The sequence below is a fragment of the Paenibacillus naphthalenovorans genome (assembly GCF_900099895.1).
GTDB lineage: Bacteria > Bacillota > Bacilli > Paenibacillales > NBRC-103111 > Paenibacillus_G > Paenibacillus_G naphthalenovorans.
Window position 1 is genome coordinate 15039 of sequence record NZ_FNDY01000008.1, and the last position, 13651, is coordinate 28689.

14 protein-coding genes are annotated in these 13651 nt (G+C 50.8%); 9 read left to right on the top strand and 5 right to left on the bottom strand.

Translation table 11 applies throughout. The features are described 5' to 3' along the window. The first annotated feature begins 44 nt into the window (after positions 1-44). Positions 45-1205: an S-layer homology domain-containing protein gene (locus BLT35_RS10010; RefSeq protein WP_074727784.1), complete on the top strand. Its 1161-nt coding sequence runs from the start codon at positions 45-47 to the stop codon at positions 1203-1205. 15 nt (positions 1206-1220) lie between these two features. Here BLT35_RS10010 and BLT35_RS10015 read toward each other — a convergent pair whose 3' ends face one another. The 3 genes from BLT35_RS10015 to BLT35_RS10025 all read right to left on the bottom strand — a co-directional run bounded on the left by BLT35_RS10015 (position 1221) and on the right by BLT35_RS10025 (position 3529). Then, entirely contained in the window at positions 1221-2414 is a 1194-nt protein-coding gene (locus BLT35_RS10015; protein ID WP_074727786.1) for an oxalate decarboxylase family bicupin, read from the bottom strand. A 168-nt stretch (positions 2415-2582) separates the two neighbouring features. Further along, on the bottom strand, positions 2583-3212 hold the full coding sequence (locus BLT35_RS28110) for a phage lytic cycle repressor MrpR family protein (RefSeq protein ID WP_496559580.1): 630 nt from the start codon (positions 3210-3212) through the stop codon (positions 2583-2585). A gap of 89 nt (positions 3213-3301) precedes the next feature. Then, complete coding sequence (locus BLT35_RS10025; RefSeq protein WP_137669906.1) at positions 3302-3529, bottom strand: hypothetical protein; 228 nt, start codon at positions 3527-3529, stop codon at positions 3302-3304. A 574-nt stretch (positions 3530-4103) separates the two neighbouring features. On the opposite strand from BLT35_RS10025, the gene BLT35_RS10030 reads away from it, so the two are divergent. Further along, the gene (locus BLT35_RS10030) at positions 4104-4433 is read left to right on the top strand and encodes a winged helix-turn-helix transcriptional regulator (RefSeq protein WP_062407030.1); all 330 of its coding nucleotides are present in this window, start codon (positions 4104-4106) and stop codon (positions 4431-4433) included. A gap of 57 nt (positions 4434-4490) precedes the next feature. Here BLT35_RS10030 and BLT35_RS10035 read toward each other — a convergent pair whose 3' ends face one another. Next, positions 4491-5237 (bottom strand): polysaccharide deacetylase family protein, encoded by a 747-nt coding sequence (locus BLT35_RS10035; protein ID WP_062407032.1) that lies wholly within the window; start codon positions 5235-5237, stop codon positions 4491-4493. A 116-nt stretch (positions 5238-5353) separates the two neighbouring features. Beyond that, positions 5354-6370, bottom strand: coding sequence for an aldose 1-epimerase (locus BLT35_RS10040; RefSeq protein WP_074727789.1), 1017 nt, complete (start codon positions 6368-6370; stop codon positions 5354-5356). Positions 6371-6576: 206 nt separating this feature from the next. Here BLT35_RS10040 and BLT35_RS10045 point away from each other — a divergent pair, with 206 nt between their 5' ends. The 7 genes from BLT35_RS10045 (at position 6577) to rpmG (ending at position 13651) form a co-directional block, all read left to right on the top strand. After that, the gene (locus tag BLT35_RS10045; protein ID WP_083351264.1) at positions 6577-7605 is read left to right on the top strand and encodes a LacI family DNA-binding transcriptional regulator; all 1029 of its coding nucleotides are present in this window, start codon (positions 6577-6579) and stop codon (positions 7603-7605) included. A gap of 112 nt (positions 7606-7717) precedes the next feature. Continuing rightward, positions 7718-9523 (top strand): L-fucose isomerase, encoded by a 1806-nt coding sequence (locus BLT35_RS10050; protein WP_074727793.1) that lies wholly within the window; start codon positions 7718-7720, stop codon positions 9521-9523. Next, on the top strand, positions 9520-11193 hold the full coding sequence (locus tag BLT35_RS10055) for a ribulokinase (RefSeq protein WP_062407039.1): 1674 nt from the start codon (positions 9520-9522) through the stop codon (positions 11191-11193). Before BLT35_RS10050 ends, BLT35_RS10055 begins: the two co-directional genes overlap by 4 nt. Before the next feature lie 172 nt (positions 11194-11365). Further along, positions 11366-11698 carry a metal-sensitive transcriptional regulator gene (locus BLT35_RS10060; RefSeq protein ID WP_054819715.1) on the top strand — a complete coding sequence of 111 codons (333 nt, stop codon included), beginning with the start codon at positions 11366-11368 and terminating at the stop codon, positions 11696-11698. Positions 11699-11713: 15 nt separating this feature from the next. Continuing rightward, positions 11714-11914: a copper ion binding protein gene (locus BLT35_RS10065; RefSeq protein ID WP_074727795.1), complete on the top strand. Its 201-nt coding sequence runs from the start codon at positions 11714-11716 to the stop codon at positions 11912-11914. 327 nt (positions 11915-12241) lie between these two features. After that, positions 12242-13468, top strand: coding sequence for a GTP-binding protein (locus BLT35_RS10070; RefSeq protein WP_074727797.1), 1227 nt, complete (start codon positions 12242-12244; stop codon positions 13466-13468). Between the two features lie 33 nt (positions 13469-13501). Beyond that, complete coding sequence (gene rpmG, locus BLT35_RS10075; protein WP_062407044.1) at positions 13502-13651, top strand: 50S ribosomal protein L33; 150 nt, start codon at positions 13502-13504, stop codon at positions 13649-13651.

Sequence of the window (13651 nt, forward strand, 5' to 3'; positions counted from 1 at the left end):
GGCAACCGGCGTCCTCCACTATTTTTGCTGTGAAGGAGAAGAATATGAAAAGACCCATGAAGAAACTGATGTCCGGTGTCTGTATCGCATCTTTGCTGGTGTCAGCCGCTCCCATCCCGGCAGCATGGGCTGCGGATGCGCCGCCCGCAGTAACCGCAGCCCAACCGGGCTCCGGTTCGGCCGTACTGCAGGACGGCAAATATACTATTAATTATATGGTAAAGAAATTCGGTACCGAACAGAAGTCCGTTATGCAGGATTATGTCGTTACCCCCGGGACTTTAACCGTGGTGGACGGCAAGCAATATTTCACTATGACAATTAAACAAAGCAAAGAGACTACGGCGTTTAAAACCGAGATTAACGGCTCCTTGAAGGATACAGTGGTCGTTGGCACAAACGAAGAAAAAAACACGCGCGATGTCCAGTTTGAAGTCGAAGATTTGTCCAAGAAGGTTAAAGCCTGGGTTAAAATTGAATGGGCCGAATTGAATTACTTTCATGATTACTATGTAGACATTTCAATCGATAAAGACAGTGCCCGAAAAATTAGCGGGAGCGCGGAACCGGCCGGCAATGCGGATTCGGCGGCGGATGGGGATACGGTGCAGGAAGATCGGGGCCTGCCGGCTTCCGATGATCCATCCAAACCTGTAGAAGCACCAAAACCGTCCTTTTCGGACATTCATAACCACTGGGCTAAAGAATTCATTGAGCAGGCAGCGGAATCAGGTATTGCCAACGGTTATGAGGACGGCAAATTTAATCCGGACGGAGAGATAAGCCGTGCCGAGTTTACGGTTTTAATCGGACGTGCGTTGAAGCTGGAAGGCAAGAAAGCGGAATTAAATTATACCGATGATGACCAAATTCCGGATTGGGCCAAAGCTCATCTTGAGCAGGCGGTTGGCGCAGGCATTATTAGCGGCTATGAAGACCGCACCTTCCGTCCGGACCGCAGCATTACCCGTTCGGAAATTGCCGTTATGCTGGTTCGCGCACTGGGGCTTCAGCCGGAAACGAGCCAAAAGCTATCCTTTGCAGACGAGGGTCAGATTCCGGAATGGGCTTATCCTTATGTTGCGGCAACAACCCAAAAAAGCATAATGAACATCAGAGACAACAACCACTTCGCACCGAATGACAACGCAACCAGGGCCGAGGCCGTAACGTCAATTTTGCTTTTGTTAAAATATAAGAAGTAATGCTTACACTTCGCCCTACTTCGAGCCCTGGGATTGGCCGGGATATTTGACGACAGGCCATTTTTCCTTTCGCAAAGCATCAAGCAATTCCGGACCGACATGAAGATTATCCCGGACAAGCTCCCGAGGGGTTAGCGCCATCCACTGGTTTAAGGAAATATCGGCAAACCGATCGCTCTTGAACATTTCCAAAAACCATAACGTTTCAGTCCCGGTATTTTGTATGTAGTGGCCAAAGGCGAAAGGCACGTAACCGACATCTCCCGCTCGGTAATCAAAAGTTCGCGCCACTCCGTTGCCGCCAAAAACGGTCATCCGTCCTTGTCCGGTAAGGTAATACTGCCATTCGTCATTATTGGGATGCCAGTGCAGTTCTCTCATTGCGCCGGGTTGAATTTCGACCAACGCCGCAGCAATGGTTTTTGAAATCGGGAAATTGGAGGAATCCGCGATACGCACGCTTCCGCCCGGCGTAACCAACGGAGTTTGGGCTAACAGCCGATGCTTGAAACTGATTGGAACTGTGCCATAAGGGGATTGGACTTCCTGGCTCTCCAGTGAACCTGGAACACGGGTTTGAAAGATATAAACCTGGTCTGGGGGAATGGAATCGAATGCGCTGGCAGGAACGCCGAAATTGGCTGACAGTACGTCTATTGGGGTATGAGCAAACCAATCGGAGATAGACAACGTGTTCAGGTCGGAGAAGTGTCCGTCATCGAAAACAAGTAAAAATTCGCATCCTTCCTCCAATCCCTGAATGGAATGCGGCAATCCGGCCGGGAAATACCAGAGATCACCCGGGCCGATGTCTGCAATAAAGTTTCGTCCGTTTTGGTCGACAGCCGTTATTCGTGCGCTGCCCCAAATCATGTATGCCCACTCCGCTTGTTGATGCCAGTGCAATTCCCGCGTTCCGCCCGGCATTAAGCTCATGTTAACTCCCGCAAGGGTTGTGGCGATCGGCAATTCCCTAACGGTGATTTCCCGGGACCAGCCCCCTTGATTCAGTTTCATATGAGTGTCGGAGAAAGACATTCTGAGGTTGGGCAGCAAGCCGGAATCCGTGACCGGCGGGACAAACATATTCGGATTTTCCAGGTCCCTCATAATATCGCGAGGACCGTAATCAGGCCCGCCGGCACCGTCGCTTCGAATCGGCTGGGGCACGATAAATGGCTTACCGTTATTGGGGTGAGGAGTATTCATGGTAATCAGGTTTCCTCCATTGAATGAATGTACGAACCGCTTTTAGGCATACAAAATATGTTTATGAGACAGGGCTTGGATATTATGAAGCAAAGCCAACATATCATATGCATTATGAACAAGAACGCCACTTAGCGGACCATTTTTCCGCCAGGTGGCGTTTTCTTTTTAAGCAAACACTTTTTGTGCCATGTCCAGTCTTACCGTAGTTAAATATGAAATTTGAGGAAGGGAAAAGAAGGAAGCCAAAGATCGAAGTCTGGTGTATATGGTGCGCAAAATGACAGAGTCCAGCTCAATAATCATAGATTCGTTAGCTATGTAATCCTTTAGACAAACTCGGATGAGATAGGGGCTATCTTTTAAGGTGACTGATGTTCGATGGGCGGGGTCATCATCATTGTAAAAAAAGTAATGGGTCTGCTTCACGGCATTTTGATAGAGTTCAGCGCACCGTTCGCTGACTTTTATAGTTCTTTTTTGCTCCAGACAATCTATTACGGTCAGGATTCGGTTCGAACCATCCAAAGAATCTTTTTTCAAATACACGATCTCGTGAATCTCTACCCCTTCCATGAGCAGTCGGATGATAATGGCATCCTGGGGATTCAAGCACTGCCTCTCAATAAAATACAGATTTTCCAATGTGAGGTTGGTCATAAAATATACATCTTTCCTTTCCTTTTTACGGTATAGGGGGCTGCGAGAATATATTATACATGATAGAAATATAATTGGAAACAGATGTAAAATAAGAGGTTTTGTCGTTATTTGCGCGGCTGAAACGCTGATAATCATTCGATCCGTTATCGGCTTCCGGGCAATGCACTGTTCCGGGTTACAAAAAACGCCACTCACGGATGATGCCGCAGGGTGGCGTTTTGCTTTTAGCTTTTGCTTGATCGATGTGTGCCATGTACGCCATGTGACCCATGTACGCCATGTGCGCCGTGAACCCCGTGAACACCAGGCCAGCCTGGATGGTAACCGCCGGTATAACCGCTGTAATAACCGCCGATAGAATGTACTCCGGGGTAGTAGGAGGAATAGGGAGTCGAATAAACAGTGATCGGATAATAAGGATTATAGCCATAACCAAAAGGCGTATAAGCCATCTCATCAGCTCCTCTCAGGATGGGATGATACAACTTATGCATGGTTCATTGATCGTGATGCTTGCCCTATAAAATTAGACGAATGACACAGGAAAAATTCGGTCTAACGCTTTCAACGAACTTCAAAAAGGTGAAACAGTAAAAAAGACGACCCCGTAAGATCGCCTCGCAAAATCACTGTATAAGTTCAATGGAAAATCTCGACAAAGCTTTTAATCACCAGAAAAGGTAATGCGCCGATAGAAATAAAAGCAAAACCTATGCCTTTAGCGATCGATTTCACTGCTTCTATAATTCCCATAATGAATCCTCTCCTATTTCTGTCCAAAAGTTTGTCCGTTATGTGAATATTGTAAAAAAATTCAGATAATTAGTCAACCAAAAAATATTTTATACATAAACAATTGAATGCTAAATATAATTAATCTCTAAAATCAGGCTTGCCGGCGCTTTTAACCAAAGGGAAATAACAATTACTTATAGTAATTAAATATAAATAAAGAAATAAATTGTATTATGTGAGCTTGTTGTCGGGACAATTTTTGTTATAATAAAAGTATAGGTGGTGATTAAAATGGAACAATCTTCTTTATGCCCCAGATTTGAGAAAGGTATGCAGATTATAAGCAAGCGCTGGATCGGTTTAATTATTCATCAACTGCTGTCAGGTCCCCAGCGTTTTTGTACGATTGAAGACGCGCTTCCCAACATCAGCGGAAGGCTTTTGTCGGAGAGATTGAAGGATCTGGAACATGAGGGGATCGTAAGACGGGAGGTCTTCCCGGAAACTCCCGTTCGAATAGAATATTCATTAACAAAAAAAGGTCTTGCCCTGGAACCGGTCATCAGAGAAATCGAAAAGTGGTCTGCCGATTGGGTCGAGCTGGAACCGGAGGCCCAATGACCTGTCCCTCATAGCCAAAAAACCTTACTCTGCAAGAATAAGGTTTTTTTGGGCTGGTTAATTTTTTACGGTCGTCGATTTACGGTAATGAAGCAATTCGGATACCGTAACGAATCGATAGCCTCTCTCTTTTAATTGAGGAAGGATTTGTTTTAACGCTTCAATCGTTTGGCTTTTTCCTTCAACGTAATCGTGAAACAGAATGATGTCGCCGTTTCTGGCGTTTTTGAGTACTTTGTTGACGATTTTGGCGACACCGGGCCTGTTCCAATCCTCCGTATCTTGATGCCATGACCACATCACGACCAGATACCCCGATTTTTTGGAAGCATCGACCAAATTATCCCCGTAATAACCGCCGGGAGGGCGAAAAAGACTGGGTTTGTGACCCGTAGCATCAAGAATGATTCGTTCCGCTTTTAAAATTTCATCCCGGATCTTCTCCCCGGCAATTTTCTGTTTGAAATAAGGGTGACTATAGGTATGGTTCGCAATTTCATGGCCCTCCCTAAGTTCCCTTTTTACTAACTCAGGATGCTTTTCAACACGTTTGCCAATGACAAAAAAGGTGGCTTTGGCTTCATATTGGCGCAACAGGTCCAATATCGCCGGAGTATCCGCAGGGTCAGGACCGTCATCAAACGTTAAAGCGATTATTTTTTCGTCGGTCGGCACTTCCCAAACGATTTCTCCTCGTGCTTCATAGTAATGGCGCCCTTTGGTTGGCGGCTGCGCCTCGGCATGATTCCATAGCGTGGCCATGACACAAGCGGCGACAATGATGGATATTCTCCATTTTTGCATGGTAACCCCTCCAAACGTTAACAGGATTATCATGTCTTGTTTGTCCCCGTTCTAATTTTCCTTTAATTTCCTAAAAAAGAAGGAGCCGTTTTAGACCGGCCCCCCAGTACGAATCTCTATGCGTTGCTTTGCGCCTTGATGTAAATCCGGCTTGTTTCTTCCCAAAGGTCTCCCGGCTCCAGGCTGTTCAAACCGATCAGCTCGGGATCTAAAGGAAAATTCAGGTTGGGCGCATTGACCAGATTGACTTGAGGCTCAGGGCAGAAAAAGCCTTCCGTTGCATTGTTGTTCCAAATCATCCATTGCTTGTAAGCCGTTCCTGCATCATAGACCAATGTGATTCCTTCTTTTATGTCGGTCAGTTCCATCCGGTTGCGACCGTTTTGCGGCGCGGCGGTATAATGGTTGTCCATGGGTTCAAAATACGGCGACAGTCCGCCTTCTTTCATCCGTTCTTCCTCCGGGGTCAGCGGCTGATATTGTCCTGTCGGGAGCATTCGCTCATTCAACTCCCAGCGCTTGCCAATGGTCATCTTGAAGCGGCAATCCGCCGCGGTGCTATCGGGGGCGAACGGTGCATTAATGGCGGTGTGAAATGCAAGCAGGCAGGGCATCCGGTCCTCTCCGTCATTGCGTACGGTCACATGCTGAAACAATCCCAGCCCGCTAAGCGTGTAGCGAATTTTGATGGTGAAGGCGTGCGGGAAATAGCGGTAAACCGGATGGTCCTTGTTCACCTTAAGCGCCAGAGTCACATGGCTTTCCGCATCATCGGCCGAGAACCGTTCGACCTGCCAAGGAATGTTATGTACGAATCCGTGCAGATGATTGCCTGTCCTCGGTTCGTTCACCGGAAATTGGTATGTCGCTCCGTTCCAGTGAAATGTACCGTCTTCATAGCGGTTCGGGGGAAACAGCACGGGAATGCCGTGAACGATCGGCTTCGCTTTAAACGAGTCCATTTCGTCCATGGCAGGCTCGCGCAAAAAACGGTAATTCTTTTCCGTGTCCCGAAAGGCGATCAGATTGCCTCCGATTTCTGGCAGAACCGCAGCCTCGTAGCAGCCTGACTTAAGCCATACGGCTTTTTCTCCTTGATATGTTCCTGCATAAGCTTTTGCGTCGTGTCCCATGTTCTCCTCCTGTGAGTAAAAGTGAAAGAGATATTCTACAGCTTCATTATATAAGACATGGCCAAATTGGAATATAACCAGTCGGATTCAAGGGAAAAAAGACGTTTGGTAAAAGCTGTCATGGGCTGCATCTGATTTGGACGACATTTTCATATTGAAACCCATTCGACTTCATGATACATTAAATGTGTAAACGTTAACCTATCATGAGTTGGAATGCGGAGGAGAGCTGTGGATTGCGCAAGCTGACGATTAAAGACGTAGCAAAGCATGCAGGAGTTTCCACCGCGACAATCTCCCGGGTGTTGAATGGCAGCGGTTATGTGAGCGAGGATGTACGGCGTCAGGTGCTGGCTTCGGTCAAGGAGCTGAACTATCGGCCCAATGCGATCGCCCGCAGCCTGAAGCAGGAGAAATCGCGAAGTATTGGGATGATACTGCCTGATATGAGCAATCCCTACTTTATGACGATTGCCCGCACGATTCAGCAAAGGTTGGTTGCTGAAGGCTACCGCCTGCTATTTATGGATTCGGATGAAAACCCTGACAAGGAGCGTGAGGCGCTGGATGCGCTTCTGAGCAACCGTGTGGAAGGCTTGCTTCTTGCCGGTACCGGGGGCAATAAGGAACAGCTCCGGCAGCTGATTGGCTCCGGCATCCCGGTTGTGCTTGTGGATCGCTGTGTGCCCGGTGTTTCCGCCGATTTGGTTATGGAGGATAACCGCGGTCCGGTACGGCAGGCCATGGAATACTTGGTAAGCGCGGGACACCGCCATATCGGTATGATCCATGGGCCCAAAACGATCAGCACGGCGCTCGAGCGGTATGAAGCCGCAGTACGGGCGCTGCAGGAAGCCGGTCTTCAGGTTGGCGAAGAGTATGTATATTCAGGGGATTTTTCCAGAAAGTCAGGCAAGCAGGCGATTCAGAAGCTGATGAAGCTGCCCGTTCCGCCTACGGCCGTATTTTCCGCCAATAATGAGATGACCTTTGGCTTGTATTTGGGGCTGCAGGAGATGGGCATCGGACTGGACGAGGTGGAGGTGGTGTCGTTCGGCGATCTGGATTTTTCATCTCTGTTTAAACACAGGCTTTCGGTCATCATGCAGCATCCGGAAAGCATTGGAGATTCGGCGGCAAGCATTCTGCTGGATAAGCTTCTGCATCAGAAGAGTGCTATGGAAAACCGGATCATCATTCCGAAATTTGTGCAAAAGAATAAGCTGTCCTTGTGATCAGGCATGAAGAAGGACGCTTTTCTTTATCTGATGTGTAAACGTTAACACATGATTTTATCATGTGAAAGCGCATTAATATTCTATTTATTATGAGGAGGCCCAAGTCATCATGAGTACACCCATCGTAAACCGACTGAATGTCCCAATGCCCAAAATCGGAATCCGTCCGACCGTAGACGGTCGTCGGGGCGGAATTCGCGAGTCGCTCGAAGACATCACCATGAACATGGCTCATGCCGTAGCCAAGCTGCTGTCCGAGAACATACGCCATTCGAACGGCCTGCCGGTGGAATGCGTGATTGCCGATTCCTGCATCGGAGGTGTGGCGGAAGCGGCGCAAACCGCAGAGAAGTTCGCCCGCGAAGGGGTCGGCGTATCCATTACGGTGACGCCTTCCTGGTGCTATCCTCTGGAGACGATGGATACCGATCCATTGATCCCGAAAGCGATATGGGGCTTTAACGGAACTGACCGCCCGGGAGCGGTGTACCTGGCTGCCGTGCTGGCGGCACACAACCAGAAAGGCTTACCGGCCTTTGGCATCTACGGTAAAGATGTACAGGATTTTGGCGATGACTCGATTCCGGCCGACGTGCAGGAGAAGCTGATCCGCTTTGCCAAAGCCGGTTTGGCGGTGGCCACGATACGCGGGAAGGCGTATTTGTCTTTGGGTTCGGTATCCATGGGCATCGCCGGTTGTATCGCTGACGAAAGCTTTTTCCATGAATATTTGGGCATGCGCAACGAATATGTGGATATGACCGAGTTTGTACGCCGCATGGAACGCGGAATTTACGATAAGGAGGAATACGAAAAGGCGCTGCGTTGGGTGAAGGAGCACTGCAGGGAAGGCGAGGATGTGAACCCGGATCACCAGAAGCGGACACGCGAGCAGAAGGACCGCGATTGGGAGACCGTTGTGAAAATGACGCTGATTGCACGCGACCTGATGGTCGGCAATCCGAAGCTCGCGGAAATGGGTTACGGAGAAGAAGCGCTCGGACACCATGCTATTGCCGCAGGATTTCAAGGCCAGCGTCAGTGGACGGATCATTACCCAAACGGGGATTTTATGGAAGCGATTCTGACTTCATCCTTTGACTGGAACGGGATTCGGGAGCCGTATATCATGTCTACCGAGAACGATGCATTGAATGCGGTGACGATGCTGCTGGGGCATTTGCTTACGGATGCGGCTCAGATTTTTGCGGATGTCCGTACGTATTGGAGTCCTGAAGCGGTGAAGCGTGTGACGGGCAAAGAGCTGGAGGGCATGGCCGCGGGAGGTATCATCCACTTGATTAACTCAGGTCCGGCGGCACTGGACGGCACGGGACAGCAAACAAAGGACGGAGCGCCTGCGATGAAGCCGTTCTGGGAAATTACCGGGGAAGAAGTAGAGAAGTGTCTTCAGGCGACAAAGTGGTGTCCGGCCGTCGATTTCTTCCGTGGCGGCGGCTTTTCGACGGATTTCCAAACGAAGGGTGGAATGCCGGTAACGATGGCCCGGATCAATCTCGTCAAAGGGCTGGGACCTGTTCTTCAGCTGGCGGAAGGCTACACCGTTGACATTCCGCAGGATGTTCACGATATCCTGGATCAGCGTACGAATCAGACTTGGCCGACCACCTGGTTTGTGCCTAATCTGACGGGCGAAGGCGTTTTTAAGGATGTATATTCGGTCATGAATAACTGGGGCTCCAACCACTGTGCGCTGAGCTACGGTCATATCGGGGCGGACCTGATAACACTCGCGTCGATGCTGCGCATTCCGGTCAGCATGCACAATGTGCCTGCGGAGAAATGCTTCCGCCCAAGCGCGTGGAGCGCCTTCGGCACGGCGGATGCGGAAGGAGCCGATTTTCGGGCGTGCGCGGCTTATGGGCCGCTGTATGCGGGAGGTCGGGGACGTTGAGCGGGAAGTACGTTTTAGGCGTCGACTATGGAACGGAATCCGGCCGCGTGCTGCTGGTTAACACAGCTACCGGCGAGGAACTGGGCACTCATGTGACCGTGTATCCCCATGGTGTCATGGACCGCAGGCTGCCCGGGGGACAGCCCTTGGAGCCGGATTGGGCGCTGCAGCATCCGGATGATTATCTGGAGGTGCTTTCGCTTTCCATTCCGGAAGTGCTGCGAGCCTCCGGGGTTGATCCGCAGGATGTGATCGGTATCGGTATTGATTTTACCTCTTGCACCATGCTTCCCGTCGACAGCTGCGGCATTCCGCTGTGCCGCAAGGAGGAGTACCGGTCTGAGCCGCACAGCTGGGTGAAGCTGTGGAAGCATCATGCCGCGCAGCCGGAGGCGGATCGGATCAATGAGCTGGCGAAACAAACCGATCAGCCGTTTCTTGCCCGGTACGGCGGAACGATTTCTTCGGAATGGATGTTGCCCAAGGTGATGCAGATATTGAATGAAGCTCCCGAACTGTATGATGCGGCGGATTTGTTCGTGGAAGCGGCGGATTGGCTTGTGTGGCAGTTAACCGGGAAACTGACCCGCAGCAGCTGCAATGCAGGCTATAAGGGAATATGGCATAAGCAGGACGGTTACCCTGCACGGGAATTTCTGAAGGCGCTGGATCCCCGGCTTGAGCATCTGTATGAGACCAAGCTGCGGGGAGAGGTCAAGCCGATCGGTTCCCGGGCGGGAATCCTGAGCGCAGAGGCTGCAAGCCGTTTCGGGCTGAGTCCGGGAACGGCAGTAGCCGTAGCGGTCATCGACGCTCATGCGGCTGTACCGAGCGTCGGCGTGGTCAGCGGCGGCAGCATGGTGCTGGCCATGGGCACCTCGCTGTGCCACATGCTGCTTAGCGAGAAGGAAGTGTACGCGGAGGGCATATGTGGCGTCGTCGAGGACGGGATTGTGCCTGGGTTTTTCGGCTACGAAGCCGGACAGCCGGCGGTCGGAGACTTGTTCGCATGGTATGTGAATCAGGCGGTTCCAGCGCATGTGAAGCTTGAAGCGGAGGCCGAGGGGCTGCACGTTTATGCCCTGCTCGAGCGTAAAGCCTCCCGGCTGGCGCCCGGCGAAAGCGGTGTGTTGGCCCTGGATTGGTGGAACGGCAGCCGTTCGCCGATCATGAATGCGGATCTTTCCGGCTGCTTGATCGGATGCACCCTATCGACGAGGCCGGAAGATATTTATCGTGCCCTGTTGGAAGCGGCGGCATTCGGAACCCGGCGCATTATCGATACGTTCGAGGAAGGCGGAGTCGAGGTGCGCGACCTCTATGCTTGCGGCGGTCTGCCGGAGCGCAACCGGCTGTTGATGCAAATATTCGCCGATGTCACCGGGCGTACCATCAAAGTTGCGGCCTCTTCGCAAACGACTGCGCTTGGCGCGGCCATCTATGGAGCCGCTGCCGCCGGGGCGGCGGCCGGCGGGTACGACAGCGTACGGGAAGCCGCCGCAGCCATGGGAAGGGTCAGAGAGGAGGCCTATGAACCGAATTTGGAGCACACGGAAACGTATGAGCTGTTGTATCGCGAATACGTCCGGCTGCAGGACTACTTCGGCCGCGGCGGAAATCGTGTGATGAAGACGTTGAAGACGCTGAAGGAAGCGGGACGGTCCCGGTAAATCGGTTCTGCGCCTTCCCGGGTGCGTAAATGAAATAACGTTTGAATTCTCGGCAGCAGGCGGGATTCAAACGTTATTTCTTTGTCCGGGCTGATCGAGGTGAGCTGAAGAGGGCGTCGGCTTGACATACCCCATAGGGGTATTATATTCTATTGGTGTGAGGAGGTACGCCATGGATCATTTAAATGGAGCCACTGAAGACATCTCGTGCTGTTCCAATACAGAGGAGCGCAGGAGTCATCACTCGGACAAGACGAAAAGCAATTTGATCAGCCGCTTAAATCGGATCGAAGGGCAAATCCGGGGTGTCAAAGGTATGATTGAGAGAGACACGTATTGCGACGATGTACTGAATCAGATTGCAGCGATTCAATCGGCCTTGAACGGTGTCGGCAAGCTACTCCTTGAGAATCACATGAAAAGCTGCGTTATCGAGCGTATCCAATCCGGCGATCATGAAGTCATTGACGAAATTTTGGTCACCATGAATAAACTGATGAAATAAGAAGGAGTGGTAAGGATGAAACAGGCAACGCTGCAGGTGGAAGGAATGTCCTGCAATCATTGTGTAAACTCTATTGAAAAAGCCATAAAAGAGCTGGGTGCCGAGGGGAAAGTAAATTTGAGCGGCAAGACGGTTACCGTGGATTACGATGAGAGCAAGTTAACTATTGAGACCATTAAGGAAGCGATTGAAGAACAAGGCTACGAGGTAGTTTAATCCGCGACCGTATCGATTTTAGATTAAGACGGCTCAATCAAGAAGGGGCAAGAACAGCAGACGGCAAAAAGAATACCATTTTTTCAACGACCATACATCCACATGGAGCCGATCGGGACGATCGGCTCCTTTTGGTTTAACCGGGAGTTCCGATCCCACAAAACCATCCGGGAGGCGAAGTGCGTCCATTCGAAGAACCTGTGTGCTTCATGCGGTAAACAGATAACGCATCATAATTCATAATCGTAAAAAATACTATTTACACATAGGTGTTGTTGATATACAATATATTTAATTGTAATAATTACGTATAAAAGGAGCCTGAGTATGCTTGAAAGAAAAAACAAAATTCCCGTTACGGTATTGAGCGGCTATCTGGGCGCAGGTAAGACTACGATATTGAATCACGTATTGAATAACCGCCAAGGGCTGAAGGTCGCGGTCATCGTGAACGACCTGAGCGAAGTGAATGTCGATGCGGAGCTGATTAAGGACGGGGGCGGTCTTTCACGTACGGAAGAGAAGCTCGTGGAAATGTCGAACGGCTGTATATGCTGTACGCTGCGTGAGGATTTGCTTAAGGAAGTGGAGCGCTTGGCGCGGGACGGTCGTTTCGATTACATTCTCATCGAATCGACGGGCGTCGGCGAACCGGTACCTGTGGCGCAAACCTTCACTTACATCGATGAGGAGCACGGCATTGACTTGTCGAAAATTTGCCGTCTCGATACGATGGTCACGGTGGTTGATGCTTACCGGTTCTGGCACGATTTCTCTTCCGGCGAAACGCTGCTCGACCGCCGGCAGGCGGTAGGTGAAGACGATACGCGTGACGTGGTCGATTTATTGATCAGTCAAATCGAATTTTGCGATGTGCTGATCTTGAACAAATGCGGCATGGTGGAGCCCGAGGAGCTGAATGAGCTTGAACAGGTACTGCGCAAGCTGCAGCCGCGCGCCAAGCTGATCCGGACGGATTACGGCCAAGTGGACCCGCATGACATTTTGAACACCGGCTTGTTTGATTTTGATGCGGCCAGCACCTCAGCCGGATGGATTCATGAGCTGGAAAAGGAGGAGCATACACCGGAAACGGATGAGTACGGCATATCGTCGTTCGTCTATGAGCGCCGCAGGCCGTTTCATCCGCAGAGACTGACCGAGTGGATGGCCGATTGGCCCGGGGAAATCGTTCGCGCAAAGGGGACGATCTGGCTGGCAAGCCGTAATGAGCTCGCACAAAGCCTGAGTCAGGCAGGCCCGTCCATCCAATTCGGGCCGGCAGGATACTGGGTCGCTTCCCTGCCCGAAACGGAGCGTCAAGCGGTGCTTGCCGAGGAGCCTGAGCTTTTGGAGCATTGGGATGCCGAGTATGGTGACCGGATAAACCGGGTGGTCTTTATCGGTATCGGCATGGATCAAGAGCGCTTTGCTTCCGAGCTGGATGCCTGCCTGCTGACGCCGGAAGAGATGAAATCCGATTGGAAAAAGCTGAAGGATGAGCTGCCGAACGCTTCCTCCGAGCAGTTGGAAGCGGCATTTGCCCAGCAGTGATATCTGAAAATCAAACAAAAAGGAGCTGTTCATATGCGAGTTATCGTAACCTTGGCGTGTACCGAATGCGGGGACCGCAATTATACGACCACCAAAAATAAGAAAACCCACCCTGGCCGGCTGGAGCTGAAAAAATATTGCCCGCGTCTGAACAAAGTGACGCTTCATCGGGAAACGAGATAA